19 protein-coding genes and 1 pseudogene are annotated in these 18,897 nt (G+C 61.8%); 14 read left to right on the top strand and 6 right to left on the bottom strand.

The window, feature by feature from the left end; translation table 11 throughout:
* Positions 1-7 precede the first annotated feature (7 nt).
* The 9 genes from ACTG2G_RS01665 to ACTG2G_RS01625 all read left to right on the top strand — a co-directional run bounded on the left by ACTG2G_RS01665 (position 8) and on the right by ACTG2G_RS01625 (position 7,987).
* Positions 8-835, top strand: coding sequence for an ABC transporter permease (locus ACTG2G_RS01665; protein WP_227342658.1), 828 nt, complete (start codon positions 8-10; stop codon positions 833-835).
* 29 nt (positions 836-864) lie between these two features.
* Positions 865-2,295: a gamma-aminobutyraldehyde dehydrogenase gene (locus ACTG2G_RS01660; RefSeq protein ID WP_429205030.1), complete on the top strand. Its 1,431-nt coding sequence runs from the start codon at positions 865-867 to the stop codon at positions 2,293-2,295.
* 153 nt (positions 2,296-2,448) lie between these two features.
* Positions 2,449-3,243: a phenylalanine 4-monooxygenase gene (phhA, locus tag ACTG2G_RS01655; RefSeq protein ID WP_429205028.1), complete on the top strand. Its 795-nt coding sequence runs from the start codon at positions 2,449-2,451 to the stop codon at positions 3,241-3,243.
* A gap of 63 nt (positions 3,244-3,306) precedes the next feature.
* Positions 3,307-3,645, top strand: coding sequence for a 4a-hydroxytetrahydrobiopterin dehydratase (locus ACTG2G_RS01650; protein WP_040097539.1), 339 nt, complete (start codon positions 3,307-3,309; stop codon positions 3,643-3,645).
* 12 nt (positions 3,646-3,657) lie between these two features.
* The gene (locus ACTG2G_RS01645) at positions 3,658-3,795 is read left to right on the top strand and encodes a 4a-hydroxytetrahydrobiopterin dehydratase (protein WP_080559464.1); all 138 of its coding nucleotides are present in this window, start codon (positions 3,658-3,660) and stop codon (positions 3,793-3,795) included.
* Positions 3,796-3,943: 148 nt separating this feature from the next.
* Positions 3,944-5,491 carry a transcriptional regulator TyrR gene (gene tyrR, locus ACTG2G_RS01640; protein ID WP_005333656.1) on the top strand — a complete coding sequence of 516 codons (1,548 nt, stop codon included), beginning with the start codon at positions 3,944-3,946 and terminating at the stop codon, positions 5,489-5,491.
* A gap of 236 nt (positions 5,492-5,727) precedes the next feature.
* The gene (locus tag ACTG2G_RS01635) at positions 5,728-6,237 is read left to right on the top strand and encodes a YfiR family protein (RefSeq protein WP_234916425.1); all 510 of its coding nucleotides are present in this window, start codon (positions 5,728-5,730) and stop codon (positions 6,235-6,237) included.
* Positions 6,234-7,463 carry a diguanylate cyclase domain-containing protein gene (locus ACTG2G_RS01630; RefSeq protein ID WP_058056947.1) on the top strand — a complete coding sequence of 410 codons (1,230 nt, stop codon included), beginning with the start codon at positions 6,234-6,236 and terminating at the stop codon, positions 7,461-7,463. Before ACTG2G_RS01635 ends, ACTG2G_RS01630 begins: the two co-directional genes overlap by 4 nt.
* Positions 7,464-7,498: 35 nt before the next feature.
* Positions 7,499-7,987 carry an OmpA family protein gene (locus ACTG2G_RS01625; protein ID WP_280531486.1) on the top strand — a complete coding sequence of 163 codons (489 nt, stop codon included), beginning with the start codon at positions 7,499-7,501 and terminating at the stop codon, positions 7,985-7,987.
* A 95-nt stretch (positions 7,988-8,082) separates the two neighbouring features.
* Here ACTG2G_RS01625 and ACTG2G_RS01620 read toward each other — a convergent pair whose 3' ends face one another.
* Positions 8,083-8,820 (bottom strand): TerC family protein, encoded by a 738-nt coding sequence (locus ACTG2G_RS01620; RefSeq protein ID WP_042083356.1) that lies wholly within the window; start codon positions 8,818-8,820, stop codon positions 8,083-8,085.
* Between the two features lie 120 nt (positions 8,821-8,940).
* On the opposite strand from ACTG2G_RS01620, the gene ACTG2G_RS01615 reads away from it, so the two are divergent.
* The 3 genes from ACTG2G_RS01615 (at position 8,941) to ACTG2G_RS01605 (ending at position 12,197) form a co-directional block, all read left to right on the top strand.
* On the top strand, positions 8,941-10,056 hold the full coding sequence (locus ACTG2G_RS01615) for an ATP-NAD kinase family protein (RefSeq protein ID WP_429205025.1): 1,116 nt from the start codon (positions 8,941-8,943) through the stop codon (positions 10,054-10,056).
* Positions 10,057-10,155: 99 nt separating this feature from the next.
* A complete protein-coding gene (locus ACTG2G_RS01610) occupies positions 10,156-10,434 on the top strand; it encodes a YfcL family protein (protein ID WP_005333639.1) in 279 nt (92 codons plus the stop codon).
* Positions 10,435-10,532: 98 nt separating this feature from the next.
* Positions 10,533-12,197 (top strand): AMP-binding protein, encoded by a 1,665-nt coding sequence (locus ACTG2G_RS01605; protein WP_429205023.1) that lies wholly within the window; start codon positions 10,533-10,535, stop codon positions 12,195-12,197.
* A gap of 113 nt (positions 12,198-12,310) precedes the next feature.
* On the opposite strand, the gene ACTG2G_RS01600 is transcribed toward ACTG2G_RS01605, so the two are convergent.
* Positions 12,311-13,474 (bottom strand): trans-sulfuration enzyme family protein, encoded by a 1,164-nt coding sequence (locus ACTG2G_RS01600; RefSeq protein WP_429205021.1) that lies wholly within the window; start codon positions 13,472-13,474, stop codon positions 12,311-12,313.
* 133 nt (positions 13,475-13,607) lie between these two features.
* Positions 13,608-14,650 (bottom strand): annotated as a pseudogene (locus ACTG2G_RS01595) (isopenicillin N synthase family dioxygenase).
* 122 nt (positions 14,651-14,772) lie between these two features.
* On the opposite strand from ACTG2G_RS01595, the gene ACTG2G_RS01590 reads away from it, so the two are divergent.
* Entirely contained in the window at positions 14,773-15,021 is a 249-nt protein-coding gene (locus ACTG2G_RS01590) for a hypothetical protein (protein ID WP_429205017.1), read from the top strand.
* A gap of 52 nt (positions 15,022-15,073) precedes the next feature.
* On the opposite strand, the gene ACTG2G_RS01585 is transcribed toward ACTG2G_RS01590, so the two are convergent.
* Positions 15,074-15,712, bottom strand: a complete 639-nt coding sequence (locus ACTG2G_RS01585; RefSeq protein WP_021231373.1) for an NAD(P)-dependent oxidoreductase — start codon at positions 15,710-15,712, stop codon at positions 15,074-15,076.
* Between the two features lie 101 nt (positions 15,713-15,813).
* Here ACTG2G_RS01585 and ACTG2G_RS01580 point away from each other — a divergent pair, with 101 nt between their 5' ends.
* A complete protein-coding gene (locus ACTG2G_RS01580) occupies positions 15,814-16,698 on the top strand; it encodes a LysR family transcriptional regulator (protein WP_429205015.1) in 885 nt (294 codons plus the stop codon).
* 31 nt (positions 16,699-16,729) lie between these two features.
* Here ACTG2G_RS01580 and ACTG2G_RS01575 read toward each other — a convergent pair whose 3' ends face one another.
* Together ACTG2G_RS01575 and ACTG2G_RS01570 are read right to left on the bottom strand one after the other, a co-directional pair.
* Positions 16,730-17,956, bottom strand: coding sequence for an MFS transporter (locus ACTG2G_RS01575; protein ID WP_439985096.1), 1,227 nt, complete (start codon positions 17,954-17,956; stop codon positions 16,730-16,732).
* Positions 17,953-18,852 (bottom strand): pirin family protein, encoded by a 900-nt coding sequence (locus ACTG2G_RS01570; protein ID WP_429205011.1) that lies wholly within the window; start codon positions 18,850-18,852, stop codon positions 17,953-17,955. Before ACTG2G_RS01570 ends, ACTG2G_RS01575 begins: the two co-directional genes overlap by 4 nt.
* Between the last annotated feature and the right edge of the window lie 45 nt (positions 18,853-18,897).

Raw genomic sequence — 18,897 nt, 5'->3', positions numbered from 1 at the left:
GGCCTTCATGTCAGCTAGCTCAGTGAGCAGTCAGGGAGAGCGCCCTTCGGGCCTGCTCAAGTACGCCGCCATCGGCGGGCTCTTGTTCCTGCACTTTCCCATTCTGTTTATCTTCCTCTACGCCTTCACCAGCGAGAGCAAGAGTTACCAGTTTCCGCCCCCCGGACTCACCCTCAAGTGGTTCGAGGTGACCCTCAATCGCCCCGATGTGTGGCGTGCCATCCAGCTGTCACTGGAGGTCGCGGGGCTGGCGACACTGGCGGCCATGATCCTCGGCACCTTGGCAGCAGGGGCCATTGCTCGCAGCCGCTTTTTCGGTCAGGAGGTGGTGTCACTGCTGCTGGTGCTGCCCATCGCGCTGCCCGGTATCGTCACCGGTATCGCGCTGCGCTCGGCCTACGGCTTGATGGAGATCCCGTTCAGCTTCTGGACCATCGTTATCGGCCACGCCACCTTCTGTGTGGTGGTGGTCTACAACAATGCGCTGGCCCGTTTTCGCCGCACCAACCAGAGCCTCATCGAGGCGTCGATGGATCTCGGGGCAGACGGCTTCCAGACCCTGCGCTACGTGATCCTGCCCAATCTGGCCACGGCGCTGCTGGCGGGGGGCATGCTGGCCTTTGCCCTGAGTTTTGACGAAGTGATCGTCACCACCTTTACGGCGGGCCAGCAGACCACCCTGCCCATCTGGATGTATCAGGAGCTGATCCGTCCCCGTGACAGGCCGGTCACCAACGTGGTGGCCCTCATCATAGTGGCCTTCACCACTATCCCTATTTTGCTTGCCTACTACCTCACTCGCGACACCCACGATGTCGCTGGCAGTGGCAAATGATGACTCAACGCGTGCGCAAGGATGCAACCATGAAACTCTCTACCCAACTCTTGATTGATGGCCAGTTTGTGACCGGCGAGGGGCAGGCCGAACCCATTCTCAACCCGGCCAACGGCGAACAGATCGCCGCCGTGCCCGAAGCCTCGTTCGAACAGGTGAACCGGGCGGTGAACGGTGCCCAGCGCGCCTTCGCCCAGTGGAGCCGCACTACCCCTGCCCTGCGCAGCAACCTGCTGCTGCGTCTGGCGGATCTCGTCGAGCGCCACGCCGAGGAGTTTGCGGCGCTCGAATCCCTCAACTGCGGCAAGCCCTATCTGGCAGTGCTCAACGACGAGCTGCCCGCAGTGGTGGACTGCTTCCGCTTCTTTGCCGGGGCGGCCCGCTGCCTGCAAGGGCCGCTGGCGGGGGAGTATCTCGAGGGGCACACCAGCATGATCCGCCGTGATCCTATAGGTGTTGTGGGCAGTATCGCCCCCTGGAACTACCCGCTGATGATGGCGGCCTGGAAGATGGCGCCGGTGCTGGCGGCGGGCAATACGGTGGTGCTCAAACCCTCCGAGCAGACCCCGCTTACCGCCCTGCGTCTTGCCGAACTGGCCAGCGAGATCTTTCCCCGCGGCGTTATCAACGTCATCTGCGGGCGGGGCGAGAGTGTGGGGGCGCCGCTGGTGGAGCACCCGCTGGTGCGGATGGTGTCGCTCACCGGCGATATCGCCACCGGTCAGAAGATCCTGCAGAGCGCTGCCCGCACCATGAAGCGTACCCACCTTGAGTTGGGGGGCAAGGCACCGGTGATCATCTTCGACGATGCGGATCTGGAGGCGGTGGTGGCGGGCATTCGCACCTTCGGTTTCTACAATGCCGGGCAAGATTGCACCGCCGCCTGCCGTATCTATGCCCAGGGCAAGATCTACGACAAGTTCGTCGCCGCCATGACCGAGGCGGTGGCCTCCATCAAGGTAGGTAGCCAGTACGAGGAGGGGGTCGAGATGGGGCCGCTTATTTCGGACAGACAGCGCAACCGGGTTGCCAGCTTTGTCGAGCGGGCCCAGAGCAGCGGTCATGTGGAGGTGACGGCGGGGGGCAAGATCCGCCCAGGCAACGGCTTCTTCTTCGAGCCGACCCTGATTGTCGGGGCCCGGCAGGAGGATGAGATCGTGCGGCGCGAGGTGTTTGGCCCCGTGGTGTCGGTTACCCGTTTCAACGATGCCGAGCAGGTGGTGCAGTGGGCCAACGACTCGGACTATGGCCTCGCCTCGTCGGTCTGGACCAAGGATCTGAGCCTCGCCAGCAAGGTGGCCAGCCACCTGCAATATGGCTGCACCTGGATCAACACCCACTTCATGCTCACCTCCGAGATGCCCCACGGCGGCATGAAGATGTCGGGCTACGGCAAGGATCTCTCCCTCTATGCGCTGGAGGATTACACGGTGCCGCGCCACATCATGGTCAAGCTGTAGTGGGGACTGGCTAGCGAGTTGTCACAATTTATTTACAACTGTTTCAGGCAGCCGACTCATGGGTCGGCTGCTTTTTTTGTTGCCATTTCGTTACAGTGAAACCGTGATGAAACGGCAAGGCGCCTTGATATGGCGCCAGAGGATGGAACCGCTATGGCAACCTTCTACACCGCCCACCAGCCGGATGCTGACGGGGTGATCCATTACAGCAACGAAGAGCACGGCACCTGGCAGATCCTGATCGAACGTCAGTTCGCCGCTCTCGATGGCAAGGGGTGTGACGAGTATCTGGCCGGTCTCGACAGGCTGGGGCTGCCCCGTGATCGCATCCCCCAGCTGGCCGAGATCAACGCCGTCTTGCAGCCTGCGACCGGCTGGTCGGTGGCAGCGGTGCCTGCGCTTATCTCGTTCGATCGCTTCTTCGCCCTGCTGGCCAATCGCCAGTTTCCGGTGGCGACCTTTATCCGGCGCCGGGACGAGCTCGACTACCTGCAAGAGCCCGATATCTTTCACGAGATCTTCGGCCACTGCGCCATGCTGACCAATCCGGCCTTTGCCCACTTCACCCACCTCTACGGTCAGTTGGGGCAGCAGGCGAGCAAGGATCAGCGGGTTTTTCTGGCGCGGCTCTACTGGTTCACCGTGGAGTTTGGCCTCTTGGTAACGCCGGACGGGCTGCGTATCTACGGTGGCGGCATTCTATCCTCCATCGGCGAGACAGCTTATGCCCTCTGTGGCCAGCCGCTGCTGCAACCTTTCGATCTGTTGACCGTGCTGCGCACTCCCTATCGCATCGACATCATGCAGCCCACCTATTTTGTGCTGCCGAGTCTCGATCATCTCTACCAGCTGACAGGGGAGGAGATCATGGCTGCTCTGGCGGAGGCCAGTCGGCTTGGCCTCTATCCGCCACGTTTTGAGGTTCCCGCTGGCAAACAGGCGAGCTGACCAAAAGCAAACAACCCTATTTCATTTTCATTAATTTTTCATTAATTCAAGCAGGAGTAACCCATGTCCGAACTGGCCAGCCAGCAGTGTGAAGCGTGCCGCGCCGATGCCCCCAAGGTGAGCGATGAGGAGCTGCGCGAGCTGATGCAGCTTATTCCCGACTGGCAGCCGCTGGTGGTGGAGGGGGCGCTGCAACTGCGGCGGGAATTTACGTTTCGCAACTTCAAGGAGGCGCTGGCCTTTACCAACCGCCTGGGGGAGCTGGCGGAAGCGGAGTTCCATCATCCGGCCATCCTGACCGAGTGGGGGAAGGTGACCGTCAGCTGGTGGACCCACAAGATCGGCGGATTACACCGCAACGACTTCATCATGGCTGCGCGTACAGACCAATTGCCCAGATAATCTGAGAACAGGTTGAGGCGGAGTATCCCCCTTCCTGCATTTCTGACTGAATGGGGGAAGGTGACCGTCAGCTGGTGGATGCATAAGATCGGCGGTTTGCATCGCAACGACTTCATCATGGCGGCGCGCACCGATCAGTTGCTTCGGTAATCGCACCCCACACCAGCGTCATCGGTTGACCCGGGCCTGCCTGCGAAAGCGGGGCAGGCCCGCATTTTTATGGGCTGACGCTCGCACTGGGGGGATCGAGACTGTATTATCCGCTCATTCATAGAGTTAGCTAGGAAGTGTGTCCCGAATGCGTCTTGAAGTCAGCTGTGAAGACCGCCTGGGCCTGACCCGGGAACTGCTCGACCGCCTGGTGGAGCACAATATCGATCTGCGCGGCATCGAAATCGATACCTCAGGCATCATCTATCTCAACTTTCCCGAGCTGGAGTTCAGTGATTTTCAGCACCTGATGCCGGAGATCCGCCGCATTCCCGGCGTCTACGACGTCAAGACCATCCCCTACATGCCTTCCGAGCGAGAGCATCACGAGATCGAGGCGTTGCTCAAGGCGCTGCCGGATCTGGTCTTCTCCCTCGACAGCAAGGGCAAGGTGACCCAGGCCAACCAGTCTGCCCTCACCACCCTCGGCTTGCCGGTGGAGGAGGTGCGCGGCGTGGCGCTCGGTTCGCTGGTCAAGGGTTTCTCCTTCACCCGCTGGCTGGAGGCGAGCGAGATCAAGCCGCAGACCTGCAAGCTCAGTTTCAATGGCGAAGAGTATCTGGCAGATCTGATGCCGCTGTTCGTGGCAGAAGCCCGCGGCAAGCAGGCGCTGGCCGGTGCCGTGGTGGTGCTCAAATCTGCCCGTCGGGTCGGCCTGCACTTCAGCGCGCTTCATGCGGTGGAAGTGGGGGGCTTCGAGCATCTGCAGGCCGAGAGCCCCAAGATGAAAGAGGTGCTGTCGCAAGCGCGCAAACTGGCGATGCAGGATGCGCCGCTGCTGATCGTCGGTGAAACCGGTACCGGCAAGGAGCTGCTGGCCCGTGCCTGTCACGGGGCCAGCCTGCGCTCCAGCCACCCCTTTATGGCCCTCAACTGCGCCGCCATGCCCGATAACGTGGCCGAGAGCGAGCTGTTTGGTTATGCCCCCGGCGCCTTTGGCAACAACACCGAGGGCAAGCGCGGCGTGCTGGAGCTGGCAAGCGGCGGCACCCTGATGCTGGACGAGATCGGTGACATGTCTCCCCATCTGCAGACCAAGTTTTTGCGGGTGCTGCAGGATGGGGTGTTCCGCCGGGTCGGTGACGAGCAGGAGGTGAAGGTCAACGTGCGTTTCATCTGCACCACCCAGAAGCAGTTGCTGGATCTGGTGCACGAAGGAACCTTCCGCGAGGATCTCTACTATCGCCTCAACGTGCTCAGTCTGGCGCTGCCACCCCTGCGCGAGCGTAAGGCAGACATCATGGTGCTGGCCCAGCAGTTTGTCTCCCGCTTTGCCAGCGAGTTGCAGCGACCCCGTCCGCGCTTTACCCGCAACATGGCCGACTACCTGACCGCCTACCGCTGGCCGGGCAACGTGCGTCAGCTGCGCAACTGTCTCTACCGTGCCATGACCCTGCTGGAAGGGGATGAACTGGGGCCCGAGCAGATCGACCTGCCGGTGGCGGCCGATACCATGCCGCTGATCGATGAGTGGTTTGAGGGGAATCTCGACGATGCGGTGAAGCGCTTCGAGAGCCAGCTGCTGGCCCGGCTCTATCCCGCCTTCCCGTCGACGCGCCAGCTGGCCAAACGCCTGGGTGTGTCGCATACCGCCATCGCCAACAAGCTGCGGGAATACGGCATCAGCAAGAAGTGATTTCCACCTTGCAGCCTGCCACCAGAGAGCCCGTTACCAGACGGGCTCTCCGTTTTCTTTACACGAACTCTGTAGTTGATGGCGGGGTGAGGCTTGTCAGGCCAGAGTCAGCCAACTTACTATCTGGGTTCATCTACCCGAACCGCAATGCCATAGCAGCGGTATTGTCAAGGCGACCACCTCCCGATCATGCTGTTACTCTTTTCCCCCGTTTAACTGCCCGTCTGGCGCTCCTGTTGGTTGCGTTTGGCCTGCTGTTGCCCCGCGCGCTGGCGGAAACGGCCGCAGAGAGCCGGGCGACGGCGGTCAGGGAGCTGGTGCTCGATATCATGAGTTATACCCGCTGGCCCACCGAGCCTGCGGTGCTGCGCATGTGTGTGGCGGCGCCGACCGAATATGCCGGCGCCCTCTTTACCATCGATCGTCAGGCCAATGGCCGTACCGTGCAGGTCCATCGTTACGAGGCGAGCGATCCGGCCATCAGCGATCACTGCGATGTGCTCTATCTGGGGGTGCTCGACGAGCCGACCCGGATTGCGCTGTTTGCCCGCCTGCAGGGGCACCCTGTGCTTAGCATCAGCGAATACAACCACGACTGTTCCACCAGCTCGGTGTTCTGCCTGCAGACCTCGCCGGACAGCGTGCGGGTGCGGTTTAAAGTGAACCTCGATGCCCTGGCCCTGAGCGGCGTGCGGGTGCATCCCGCCGTGCTCAAGCTGGCCCATGCCGACAAGGGGGTTCCATGAGACGACAGGTGAGCGCGGCTCCCCGCCGTCTGACCCTGCGTCAGAGCCTGGGGCGAACCCATCTGGTGGCCGCCATCACAGCCGTCAGCGTGGCGGGACTCTTTTTTACTCTGGTGGCCCTGCTGGTAGTGCGTTTTTACGCCGACCACAATCTGGAGCTGGTAGCCCGCGCCATCAGCTACAGCGCCGAGGCGGCGGTGGTGTTCCACGATGAGGAGGCGGCGAGCGAGGCGCTCAGCGGCATCGTTGCCAAGGAAGAGGTGGCCGAAGCCACTATCGTGCTGACCAATGGTCAGCTGCTTGCCAGTTGGGAGCGCCCCAGAAGCAATCCGCTGGTGACGCTCGAAGACTATCTGGCCCAACTGCTGATGCCGGGGCCTGTCAAACTCCCCATGCTGCGGGGTGGTGAGCAGATCGCCACCATCGAGCTGCGCGGCCACGGTGAATATCTGTTGCTGTTTTTGCTCTCGGCGCTGCTGGTGATGGTTGTTTGCCTGATGCTGAGCGCCATGGTGGCACTCTATGTGGCTGACCGGATGCAGGTCTCCATCACCGCACCGCTGCGCAAACTGGCACTTGTCGCCCACTCGGTACGCCGACAACGCACCCTGGGGATGCGGGCGCCACCGGCCGATATCGTCGAGATTAACGAGCTGGGGGATGACTTCAACTCCCTGCTGGACGAGCTGCAAGCCTGGCAGGCCCAGCAGGCCCGCGAAAATGCCAGCCTGCTCCATCAGGCGACTCACGATGCCCTCACCGGACTGCCCAATCGTGCCCTGTTTGAAGCGCGGCTCGCGCAGGCCATCTCCCTCGGCGAGCAAGAGGGGTTTGCGCTGCTCTATCTCGACTGCGATCGCTTTAAGCAAATTAATGACACGCTGGGGCACAACGCCGGTGACGATGTACTGATCGCGCTCTCAAGACGGGTGCAGCATCAGCTGCGTCCGGATGATCTGGTGTTTCGCCTCGGTGGTGACGAGTTTGCGGTGCTGGTTGGCCCACTCCAGCGACAGCATGAGGTGGAAGAGGTGATTGGCCGCATCCAGCAGGCGATGAGCGAACCGGTGGCGCTGCGTGACGGTCGTCAGCTGGTGGCAGAGGTGAGTGTCGGCTTCGCCGTCTATCAGGCGGGCATGAGTGCCAGCGTGCTGTGTGATCAGGCCGATGCAGCCATGTATCTGGCGAAACGGGCGCGCCGCAGCGAACAGCAAACCATCGCCTGACTGGCAAGAATAACAACATAAACAAGGAGCAAACCATGAAGATCACCCACCTGTTGAAAGTGACCCTGCTGGGGTTGATGTTGTCACTGCTGGCCGGTTGCCAGAGTGCCCCCAAAGGGTTGACCCTGGAGCAAATCGCCGTGCTCAAGGAGCAGGGCTTTTATCTGACCGATGAGGGGTGGACGCTGGATCTGGCCAACCGGGTGCTGTTTGCCAACAACGTGGGGGCGCTTAATCCCCAGACTCGCCAATCCGTTGAAAAGCTGGGTAAAACACTGCTTGGCGTAGGGCTGGACAAGGCGCGGGTTGATGGCCACACCGATAATACCGGCGAGAGCAGCTACAACCAGCAGCTCTCCCTGAAGCGGGCCCAGTCGGTAGCCGATGTGCTGGTCTCGGTCGGCATGAAGCCAGCCAATCTGGAGATCCATGGCCGTGGCGAGACCATGCCGCTGGCGGATAACAAGACCAGAGAGGGCCGGGCCGCCAACCGCCGGGTTGCCATCGTCATCAGCGATCAATAACCCTTTCATCGTTTCGTTACCCATAAAAAAAGAGCGCCCGACCGGCGCTCTTTTTGATCGCGACAGCTGGGGTCGCGAGGGCATGTGGGGCAGGGTTACTGCGCGCTATTTTGCCCGTTATTGTCGTGATGGCTGCGCAGGCGGATGTTGATCATCTCTACCACCAGCGAGAAGGCCATGGCGAAGTAGATGTAGCCCTTCGGAATATGCAGGTCCATCCCCTCGGCCATCAGGGCGAAGCCCACCAGGGTGAGGAAGGAGAGGGCCAGCATCTTGATGGTGGGGTGGTTATCGACGAAATCACCGATGGATTTGGCGGCAAACATCATGATGAAGACGGCAATCATGATGGCCAGCACCATCACCGGCACGTGATCGGCCATGCCGACCGCGGTGATCACCGAGTCGAGGCTGAACACAATGTCCAGAATGGCGATCTGGATCAGGGTGCTGATGAAGCCCGAGGCCGCTTTGCTGACGCTTTCCGGCTCGGCCGCCCCTTCCAGGGTGACGTGGATCTCGTGGGCACTCTTGCCGATGAGGAACAGGCCCCCCAGCAGCAGGATCAGATCGCGGCCGGAGATGGCTTCACCCAGCACGGTGAAGAGCGGATCGGTGAGGCGCATCACCCAGGCCAGCGAGAGCAGCAGCAGGATCCGGGTACCCATGGCGAGCCCCAGACCCAGAATACGCGCTTTTTGACGCTGCGCCTCCGGCAGGCGACCTACCAGGATGGAGATAAAGATGATGTTGTCGATGCCCAGCACGATCTCGAGCAGGGTAAGGGTGGCGAGTGCGACCCAGGCAGAGGGATCAAGAACCCATTCCAGCATGATTGAACCTTGGTTGAAAATTGGTTGGAAAATTGAAGCAGCGCATTCTAGCAGGGGCGCCACTGCTTGTCCCAGAGGGGGGAAAAGATAAAAATGGTGGCCATCGCAAGGGAGGCAGGCATGTTTCGATTAGGGTTCATTATTAATCCGGTCGCCGGGATTGGCGGTGCAGTGGGGCTCAAGGGCAGTGACGGTGTAGTTGCCGAGGCGCTGGCCCGAGGCGCTGTGCCCAAAGCGCAGGAGCGGGCGCTGCAAGCTCTGTTGCCACTGTGCGAGCTGAATGTCCCGTTCGAACTGCTGACGGTGGCGGGAGAGATGGGGGAGGCGGTGGCCCGCGAGCTGGGGTTGCTCTGTCGGGTCATCTATCAACCGGCCGGGGAGAACACCTCAGCCGATGATACCCGCCACGCCGCCGAGTTGATGCGCGAAGCCGGGGTCGATCTGCTGCTGTTTGCCGGTGGCGATGGCACGGCGCGGGATATCTGCGCCGCGGTGGGGGAGTCCTGCCATGTGCTCGGCATTCCCGCGGGGTGCAAGATCCACTCCGGCGTCTACGGGGTGACGCCCGCAGCCAGCGGGCGGGTGGTGGCGCGGATGATCGCAGGGGAACTGCTCAGCCTGATCGATACCGAGGTGCGCGACATCGACGAGGAGGCGTTTCGCGCGGGCAAGGTGCGGGCCCGCCACTACGGCCAGCTGAAGGTGCCCGATGATCTGCGTTATGTGCAGGCGGTCAAGCAGGGGGGCAAGGAGTCCGAAGAGCTGGTGCTGGCGGATCTCGCCGCCGGTGTGGTGGAGCAGATGGAGCCCGATACCCTCTATCTGATGGGCTCCGGCAGCACGGTGGCAGCCTGTATGGCAGAGCTCGGTCTGGAAAATACTTTGCTCGGTGTGGATCTGGTGGAAAATGGCCGACTTATCGGGCAGGATCTCAGCGCCGCCGAGATCCTGACCCGGATCCGCGGTCGTCGCTGCCGACTGATCATTACCCTGATAGGCGGACAGGGACATCTGTTCGGGCGCGGAAATCAGCAATTGAGTCCTGAGGTGATTCGGTGTGTCGGGCTGGACAATATCCAGGTGCTGGCAACCAAAGCCAAGCTTGCCGCCCTTGCGGGCAGGCCGCTGCTGGTGGACACCGATGATCCCGAATTAAACCGGGCGTTGCGTGGTTATCTGCGAATAACCACAGGATACAAGGATCAGGTCATCTACCCGGTGGCCAACCCGGAATAGGACGCCAAGGACGCTGCTGGCCTGGCGCCAGAGAGCTGCAATCAACCGGATTGCGGTTCCATACCCCCGAATTTTTTGCCGCAAATGAGGCTGCGTTACATGACGATTCACGATTTTGAGCACAAGTTGTTGGGACTGATCGACAGCATGGTTGCCACCGCGACCGACGATGAGCTGTTTGCGGGGGGTTACCTGCGAGGTCATATCTCATTGGCCGTTGCCCGGGCCGAGCTGGAAGGCAAGACCCTGGTGCGGGACGTCAAGAGCTATGTGCTGCGCAGCCTCAACGAGGCGATCTTGCAAGGTGAGCTTTCTGAAGAGGATGAAAAACTGGTGCAGGCGATGTGGAGTCGTTTGCAACAAGACGCAGAAGCTTGATCGGATACACAATTCAAACTGAAGTTTGAGTTTATCCTTCCTCTGAAGTTAGTGAAAGGTTAATAATAAGTTTCGCCTTTTGTTTCAGGGATTAAACTATGGCCTCCTCCTCACGCATTGCCAATAAACTGCCGCTCGAGATGCTCTATCACTGGGAGCGGCAGTGTCCTGATCGAACCTACCTGCGTCAAACCATCAACCGCGAATATGTCGATTTCACCTGGGGTGAAGTGGCCGATGAAGCGCGGCGGATGGTGACGGCCTTGCGTCACCTCGGTCTGGTGGCCGGTGACAAGGTGGCGCTGCTCTCCAAGAACTGCGCCCAGTGGTTTATCGCCGATCTGGCGATGCAGATGGGGCAGTATGTGAGCGTGCCCATCTACCCGACTGCCAACGTCGACACCATCGAATATGTGCTGCGCCACAGCGAGGCCAAGGCGATCTTCGTCGGCAAGCTGGATGACTGGAAGAGTCAGGAGGCGGGCGTACCCGCCGATCTGCTGCGCATCGCCTTCCCCTATGACACCATGCCGGCCAGCCACCAGTGGGACGATCTGCTGGAGGCGCATGAGCCGATCCCTGACAGCCCGGTGCAGGCCCCTGATTCCCTGCTGAGTCTGGTCTACACCTCCGGCAGTACCGGCAAGCCGAAAGGGGCCATGCTGAGCGTCGAGCGTTACGCCTGGTCGTGCGAGAAGCTGGTTGAGACGGTGAGCCTGAGCCAGGCCGATCGGGGCTTCTCCTACCTGCCGCTGGCCCATATTACCGAGCGGGTCTACATCTACGGCGGTAGTCTCTATGGCGGCGCTACCATCGCCTTTCCCGAATCTCTCGACACCTTTATCGAAGATGTCAAACGCTGCCGTCCCACCGTCTTTATCTCGGTGCCGCGGCTGTGGGCCATGTTCCGCATCAAGATCCACGAGAAGCTGCCCCAGAAGAAACTCGAACTGCTGCTCAAGATCCCGCTTATCTCCGGCCTTATCAAACGCAAGCTGCAAAAGGGGTTGGGACTGGATCAGGCCCGGGTACTCGGCTGCGGCTCCGCGCCTGTCTCCCCTGCGCTGCTTGAGTGGTATCTGAGCATCGGTCTCAAGGTGACGGAAGCCTGGGGCATGACCGAGAACCATGCCTACTCCACCATCAACTACCCGTTCCGCGCCGACAAGATCGGCACCGTCGGCAAGGCGGGGATCGGAGTGACCATCAAGATCTCCGACGAGGGGGAGATCCTCTGCCGCTGCGAAGGGATGATGCTGGGTTACTACAAGGATCCCGAGCACAGCGCCGAGGCCATCGATGCCGAGGGGTGGCTCCACACCGGCGATATGGGCAAGCTGGACAAGGAGGGTTATCTCACCATCACCGGCCGGATGAAGGATGTGTTCAAGACCGCCAAGGGCAAGTATGTGGCGCCGGTGCCCATCGAGGGACTGCTGGGGCAGGAGCCCATTATCGAACAGCTCTGCGTGATTGGTTACGGCATGCCCCAGCCCATTGCGCTGGTGCAACTGGCCGAGAGCTCCATGAAGGGCAATCGGGAGGAGGTCAACACCAGACTGGAAGCGGCGCGGGTTCGGGTCAACGATCAGCTGGAATCCCATGCCAAAATTCGCGGTATTCTGGTGGTGAAAACCCCTTGGAATATCGAAAACGGCGTGCTGACCCCCACCATGAAGATCAAGCGCCACCTGCTGGAGCAAAAATATGCCCATGTCGGGGAGCGCTGGCCCTCATCGCAAGTGGTGGTGTGGGAGGAGTAAATCCCCCATTTTCCACATCGCGACAAACAACAACGGCCCTTGATGGGCCGTTGTTGTTTTTGGGGGTTATCACTCGCAGCTATGTTGCGGGCAAGTGAGAAACGAGCTCCCGGTTAGATCTGCGCCAGCGCGGCGGTCAGATCGGCGATCAGATCGTCCGCATCTTCCACCCCGATGCTGAAGCGGATGAGGTCGTCGTTGACCCCGGCGGCGAGGCGGCTCGCCTCGTCCATGGCGGCGTGGGTGGTACTGGCCGGATGGCAAGCGAGACTCTCGAGATCCCCCAGACTCACCGCCTGCACGAATAGCTGCAGGTTGTCGAGCAGGGTGGCGCAGCGCTCAAACCCGCCTTCAAGTTCAATACTCACCATGCCGCCAAAGCCGCTGGCGAAGGCGCTGAGAGCATCGTGGCCCGGATGGTTGGCAAGCCCCGGGTAGATCACCTTCTTCACCGCCGGATGTGCCGCCAGAAACTCGGCCACTTTCTGGGCATTGTGCAGGTGGGCATCCATCCGCAGCGGCAGGGTCTTGACCCCGCGTTGCAGCAGGTAGGCCTCCTGCGGGCCGATGGGGGAGCCGATATGCTTGAGGGCCACGGTGCGGATCGACTTCATCAGGGCGTGAGAGCCCGCCACCACCCCGGCGATGATGTCGCCGTGGCCGCCCAGATATTTGGTGCCGCTGTGCATCACTACATCGACCCCGAGTTCCAGCGGACGCAGCAGGTAGGGGGTGAGGAAGGTGTTGTCACACACTGTGATGGCGCCCACCTTGCGGGCCGCTTCCACCACCAGCCGCGGATCCACCACCTTGAGGGTGGGGTTGGTCAGGGTTTCGAACAGTACCACCTTGGTGGCGGGACGGATGTTGGCCAGCAGATCCCGATCGCTCTCGTAAGCGGTGATCTTGATACCGGCGCGGCTGAAGGTCTGCTTGAGGAAGGCATCGGTGCCGCCGTAGAGCGGGCCGATATAGGCCACCTCATCGCCGCTGTCGGCCAGGGCATACATGATGGCGCTCACCGCCGCCATGCCGCTCGCCACCACCAGCGCTTCGTCGGCCCCTTCCAGCGCCGCCAGTTTCTGCTCCAGCTCGGCAGTGGTGGGGTTGCCAAAGCGGCTGTAGATAAAGCCGGGGGCTTGACCTGCAAAGCGCTCCTTGCCCGCCTGGGCGTTGAAGTAGCTGAAGGTGCTGCTCTGGTAGAGCGGGGTGGTGAGGGCACCGGTCTGTGGGTCGATCCGCTGGCCGCTGTGTACGCTCATGGTCTTGAATTTCATCGTGTTGCTCCGTGATGGCCAGGCTCTGGCCATGACTTGTTTTGTTGTTCGTTGCTTGTTGATTTTGTCAGCGCGGGTATGTGCATGCGGCTTGTGGCTTATGCATATACCCGCCTGCGGATCTCTGCGTTGCTTAGGCCGGTACCGCTTCGCTCTCTGTGCGTGGGAGGCGAGCGGGTTCCACCGGCCCATAGTGACGGGCCGCCACATCCGGGTGGGAGCGCAGCCGCCCTTTCAGCACGTTCTCCCCCACCTGATAGAAGAGCGGATTGGTCGGGTCACTCTCCGGCCCTTGCGCCTGCGCTGCCAGCGCGGGGGAGAGGCTGAGCAGGGGCACGGTGGAATCGAGCCGCGCCGCCATAAAGAAGGCGCAGGAGAGGCGCGAGACGCCGGGCGGCGGGCTCACCACACGATGCAGGGTCGCCTTGAGATAGCCGTTGGAGGCTAGCTCCAGCAGCTCGCCGATATTGACCACCAGCGCTCCCGGCAGGGGGGCGCGGAGATCCAGCCGTCGGCCGTCTCGACCTCAAGCCCCGAGTGATTGTCCTGCATCACCAGCGTCAGGTAGCCAGGATCCTTGTGGGCGCCGACCCCCTGACTGCTGCCACCCGCTTCTTGCCCTGGGTAGTGAATCAGCTTCATGTGTTGGTAGGGGGCGCCGCGAATACTGTCGTCAAACACGTTGGCCGGTTGCTCCAGCACCTCGGCAAAAGCGGCCAGCAGGGTGAGGGTGATATCGCTCAGCCGCTCCTGCCACGCCAGCAGATGGCCTTTCATCTCGGGCAGGGCGGTCGGCCACTGGTTGGGGCCGATCAGCCGCTGCCAGGGTTCACGGATCTGCGCCGCAGGCAGGGCTTGCGCTTCGTTCATGATATCGAACTGCTCTCGCAGATCCGGCCGCTGACGGGTCTGCTCGGCACCGACCCGGTTGTAGCCGCGAAAGTGGGGGCTGTTGACCATCTGCACCGCCAACTTCTCCTGCTCCGGCAGAGCAAAGAAGCGCTCTGCCAGCGCCAGGGTCTCTAGCATCTCAACCTTGCTCAAGCCGTGGCCGACCAGATAGAAAAAGCCGACGTCGCGGGCGGCTGCGGCCAGCCTGGCCAGCATAGGGCGACGTACCTCGGGCGCCCCCTTGAGGGCAGCCAGATCGATGATCGGCAGTGGTGAATGTTCCATGTGCACCTCCTCACTCTTTCGTTATCTCTGGCGCCATCTCTTGCACTGCCTCCGCTGTTGGCAGACCTGATAAGCGGCAAACGGGATGGCGCGACAGTGTGGCGCCATCTGGAATAAAGGGGATGCTACTGTTCGGCGTTATAAGACGGAAACAACAAATTATTCTTAGTTATATGCAAAATTCGAAATGGAATTCGGTGTGTAATGGGCTGGCTGCTTTTTGCGCAGCCATTAAGGGCGGAGTGGTAAATGATGCGAAGGAGAGTGATAACCAGAGGCAAGCTGCCAGCAGCAACATAACCAAAACAGAAAATGCCGAAAACAGAAGGGAGGCGGATGCCTCCCTTCTGTCTGCGCGGGTTATTACCTGACCGAGAGGTATGCGAGTGACCGCGCATTCTGGCCTTAACCGACTGTGGGCTCTCAGTAACCCAGGGTAAAGCGCTGGCGCTGGTGAGCCGGTTTTTCCACTTCGTTCAGCACGCCGTCGGCCAGATCTCCGGCGGTGATCCCGGCAGGCTGTTCGCCGCTGAACAGCACCTGATCGCCACCAATCCGATAGCCGCCGCGCTTCTCGCCCGGTTCGAGGAACACCGGGGGAGAGACAAAGCGCCAGTCGAGGGTGGTTTCACGACGCAGGGCGGTGAGACCGTCGCGGGCCGCCAGCGCCCCCTGTTTCCACTCGGCCGGAAACTCAGGGGTATCCACCAGTTGCACGCCGGGGGCAACCTCCAGACTGCCGGCGCCACCTACTACCAGCAGCCAGCTGTTGGCCGCTTTGGCTGCTGCGACTATCGCGTTGGCGCCCTTGAGGTACTGGTCGTAGATATCCGGTGTGGTCCAGCCCGGGTTGTAGGCGCTGATCACCCGATCGTGCCCCTTGAGCACCTCGGCCAATGCCTGCGGGTTTTGGGCATCCACCGCCACGGCGGTGACCTGCGGATGGGCGGCCACCTTGCTGACATCGCGGACGATGGCGGTGACGTGATGGCCGCGGCTGATGGCCTCGTTCAGGATGGCTGAACCGACAAAACCGCTGGCACCGATCAGGGCAATCTTCATGGGGAACTCTCCTTCACTGTTGGAATGGGGCTATCCTACGCCGCCATTTATGATTTAATAATCACCTCAAAAATGCATTCACTTATAAGCTGGATTTAATAATGGAACAGCTCAGACGTTACGCCATCTTCGCCGCCGTGGTGGAAGCGGGCAGCATGACAGGGGCGGCCAAATCCCTTGGCATGACCCCCTCCGCCGTCAGTCAGCATATCAGCCAGCTGGAGAGCCTGCTCGGGCTGCCCCTGCTCCATCGCTCCACCCGTCGCCTCAGTCTGACCGAGGCGGGAGAGGTGGTATGGCAAGGATGCCGGGCATTGCAGCAGACCCTGAGCGAGACCGAACTGCGCCTCTCGGAGGTGCGCGACGCCCTGCTAGGGGAAGTGCGGATCACCGCCCCGGTGGGGATGGCGGGCCAGCCGCTGGCGCTGGCCCTCTCGCCGCTGCTGCAGGCCCACCCCGGCCTCACCATCCAGATCATCGCCGACGACGAGAAGCGGGATCTGATTGCCGAGCGGATCGATGTGGCACTGCGGGTCGGCACCTTGCCCGACTCAACCTTGGTGGCCCGCAAGCTGGGGCAAACCCGGATGCTGCTCTGCGCCGCCCCCGCCTATCTGGCGCGCAAGGGAGCGCCGCGCACGCCCGACGATCTGGCCACCCACGACTGGCTTTGCGGCGATATGCTGGGCAACGGTTTGCTGCTGCAGGATGAGAAGGGGGGCGAGCACAGGGTGAGGTTCAAGGCCAAGGTGCTCTGCAATAACGTGTTGCCCTTGCGCCAGTTTGCGCTGACGGGGCAGGGGATCTCGCTACAACCGGAGGGAGAAATTGGCGAGGATCTGGCACAGGGGCGTCTGCTCGAACTGTTGCCCGGTTTTCGGGTGGCGGCGATGGAGATCCACGCCATCACGCCGCAGCGGGAGATCCCGGAGAAGGTGCGGCGGGTGGTGGAGGCGCTGCGCAGCTACTTCGCAGGCACCTCCTGACACATATCAATGCGGCTTGGCCTAGTTGCGGTCAGTTGGGCTCTTGCCCGCCAACGGGCTGGCGGCGCCACAGATAGAGTTCGATTGCCAGCAGCAAGCCGCCCAGAAAGAGCCAGCGAGCGCTCCCCCAATGGCCGCTGTCCGTCATCAGGGCCGCCAGCAGCAAGGGCCCCAGCAGCTGACCGAGGTTGGCGAGCTGGACAAAAAAGCCCTGCACGATGGCCAGTTGCACCGGCCCCTGACTCACTCCCTGCGCAGACGAGAGGATCGCTGGCGGCGCCATACCGCCCGACAGGGAGAGGACGAGGCACAATCCATAGGCCCACCACGGCGACAGGCCGGGCCAGAAGGCGAGCATGCCGCACAGCGCCATCAGGCTCAGTGCCCAGCTGATGAGCCGATCTCGCGCTACGCCCCGGCGCAGCAGCCATACCCCCATCAGGTTGCCGGGAATATTGGCGACTACCGCCAGCGCCGAGAGCAGGGCGATTTGGCTTTGGCCAATCCCGGGAGTGCCTTGCAACATGGTCGGCAGCCAGACAAAGAGCGCCCATAGCATCAGGCTGTAGAGCGTGAACGCCAACCCGTAGCGCCAGAGTGCCTTCTGCCGGAGCACCGTGAGCTGGCGCAGTGGATGGCCCACATTGATCGCTCTTTGGGGCGTCCCGAGCCGCAGCCCATCTGCCGAAAGACTGGCCAGCAGAAGCAGCAGGGCCGAGAGTTGCAGAGCCATCAGGATCAGCCAGGCTAGGCGCCAGCCACCTTGCGCAGTGAGCCAGGGGGTGAGCAGCATACCCGCCGCCGCCCCGAGAGGCAGGTTGACCGCCCACAGGCTCAAGGCCAGTCGCTTATCCTCCTCCCGGGTCACCGCCACAATAAAGGCGGGCATGGCCACCGAGACCAGCAAAAAGCCAATCCCCTCGACAATGCGCGACAGCAGCATCATGGCCAGCCCGGTGGCGGGCAGCGCCAACGCCCCGCCTGCCACGATAACCAGCAGCCCGACAACCCCGGTTTGCCGTCCACTCCAGCGCGTCAGCAGTAGGCCGAGAAAGAGGCTGAAGAGGATCGCCAGCGTATTGAAAGCCGAGGCGAGATAGCTGGCTTCAACCAGTGTCAGCTCCAGCTCGCTGCGCAGTATGCCGAGCACGGCGGGCACTTTGCCCAAGCAGAGAGCGCCGCTGGCACCGGCAAAAATGGCGAGGAAGACCAGAGGCCAGCGCGTGCTTTGTGGCTGGTGGCAAGTGAGCGTGCTCATGGCTGAGATTGGCCGTTGTGCAGCCACTCATCGTTGAGCTGGCCAAATTCGCCGCGCTGATAGGCATGCAGCCGATCTGCAATGGCGTCGTGGCTGTTCATCACGAAGGGGCCATGTTTGACCAGGGGGTCATTGAGTGCCTGGCCTGAGAGCAGCACAAAGTGGCAGGGCTCAGTGGCCTCCAGTTGCAGAGCCACCGCCTCGCCGCCATCGGTAGGGAGGCTGACACCCATCCCGTGACCTGCCGGGATGAGGTGCCGCTCTCCCTCCGCCTGCAGGGTCAGCGATCCGGTCAGGGGATAGATCATCCCATTCCAGCCTGCCGCCAGCAGATGGGTGAAGCGGCTGCCGAGCGCGCAATGGCCATCGAGCAAGGTAAAGGGTTGGGGCAGCTCTGCCGAGTGTGGCGCCGTTATCCCGTTGCTGTGGCCTGCGACCACCCGTACTCGCACCCCTTCGCCATGAAACTCGGGGATGGTGGCAGCGGCTGCGTGGACGGCAAAAGGCGACATCATTTTTTGACGGGCAGGCAGGTTGACGAAGATCTGCAGGGCGTGGACATAGGGCGATTCCCCCTCCGGCTGCTCGGTATGCACGGCCCTGCGCCCGGCCGCCAGCCAGTGGAGCGCTCCCGGTTCGATGGGGCCCTGATTGCCGAGGGAGTCGTAGTTCACGTGGGGGCTCGTCGAATCCTCGAACAGATAGGTGACGGCAGAGATCCCGGCATGGGGATGGGGCTCGAAGGTGGGGGCGGTCATCTGGAAGTGATCCACCATCACCACGGGGTCTATCAGACCGTTGAAAAAATGTTCGCCAAAATGGCGGGCTGCAAAGCCGCTGCCAATGCGCAGCGGTTGGCTCTTGACGGGGTCGGAGAGAGTCAGGCGTCTGGTCATCGATATAACCTCTTGAAGACAAAAGAAGCCTTCGGTTATCTGACC

This window comes from Aeromonas sp. 55A, assembly GCF_051919665.1.
GTDB classification, from domain to species: domain Bacteria; phylum Pseudomonadota; class Gammaproteobacteria; order Enterobacterales; family Aeromonadaceae; genus Aeromonas; species Aeromonas veronii.
This window is presented reverse-complemented; position numbering and strand designations above follow the sequence as displayed.

What these genes read in the sequence shown, in the direction of transcription:
- ACTG2G_RS01600 (WP_429205021.1), bottom strand. Translation starts at nt 13,474, where the DNA reads ATGAAATTCAAGACCATGAGCGTACACAGCGGCCAGCGGATCGACCCA.
- ACTG2G_RS01570 (WP_429205011.1), bottom strand. Translation starts at nt 18,852, where the DNA reads ATGACCAGACGCCTGACTCTCTCCGACCCCGTCAAGAGCCAACCGCTG.
- ACTG2G_RS01575 (WP_439985096.1), bottom strand. Translation starts at nt 17,956, where the DNA reads ATGAGCACGCTCACTTGCCACCAGCCACAAAGCACGCGCTGGCCTCTG.
- ACTG2G_RS01585 (WP_021231373.1), bottom strand. Translation starts at nt 15,712, where the DNA reads ATGAAGATTGCCCTGATCGGTGCCAGCGGTTTTGTCGGTTCAGCCATC.
- ACTG2G_RS01620 (WP_042083356.1), bottom strand. Translation starts at nt 8,820, where the DNA reads ATGCTGGAATGGGTTCTTGATCCCTCTGCCTGGGTCGCACTCGCCACC.
- ACTG2G_RS01605 (WP_429205023.1), top strand. Translation starts at nt 10,533, where the DNA reads ATGGCCTCCTCCTCACGCATTGCCAATAAACTGCCGCTCGAGATGCTC.
- ACTG2G_RS01650 (WP_040097539.1), top strand. Translation starts at nt 3,307, where the DNA reads ATGTCCGAACTGGCCAGCCAGCAGTGTGAAGCGTGCCGCGCCGATGCC.
- ACTG2G_RS01660 (WP_429205030.1), top strand. Translation starts at nt 865, where the DNA reads ATGAAACTCTCTACCCAACTCTTGATTGATGGCCAGTTTGTGACCGGC.
- ACTG2G_RS01630 (WP_058056947.1), top strand. Translation starts at nt 6,234, where the DNA reads ATGAGACGACAGGTGAGCGCGGCTCCCCGCCGTCTGACCCTGCGTCAG.
- ACTG2G_RS01665 (WP_227342658.1), top strand. Translation starts at nt 8, where the DNA reads ATGTCAGCTAGCTCAGTGAGCAGTCAGGGAGAGCGCCCTTCGGGCCTG.
- tyrR (WP_005333656.1), top strand. Translation starts at nt 3,944, where the DNA reads ATGCGTCTTGAAGTCAGCTGTGAAGACCGCCTGGGCCTGACCCGGGAA.
- ACTG2G_RS01580 (WP_429205015.1), top strand. Translation starts at nt 15,814, where the DNA reads ATGGAACAGCTCAGACGTTACGCCATCTTCGCCGCCGTGGTGGAAGCG.
- ACTG2G_RS01615 (WP_429205025.1), top strand. Translation starts at nt 8,941, where the DNA reads ATGTTTCGATTAGGGTTCATTATTAATCCGGTCGCCGGGATTGGCGGT.
- phhA (WP_429205028.1), top strand. Translation starts at nt 2,449, where the DNA reads ATGGCAACCTTCTACACCGCCCACCAGCCGGATGCTGACGGGGTGATC.
- ACTG2G_RS01590 (WP_429205017.1), top strand. Translation starts at nt 14,773, where the DNA reads ATGCTACTGTTCGGCGTTATAAGACGGAAACAACAAATTATTCTTAGT.
- ACTG2G_RS01610 (WP_005333639.1), top strand. Translation starts at nt 10,156, where the DNA reads ATGACGATTCACGATTTTGAGCACAAGTTGTTGGGACTGATCGACAGC.
- ACTG2G_RS01625 (WP_280531486.1), top strand. Translation starts at nt 7,499, where the DNA reads ATGAAGATCACCCACCTGTTGAAAGTGACCCTGCTGGGGTTGATGTTG.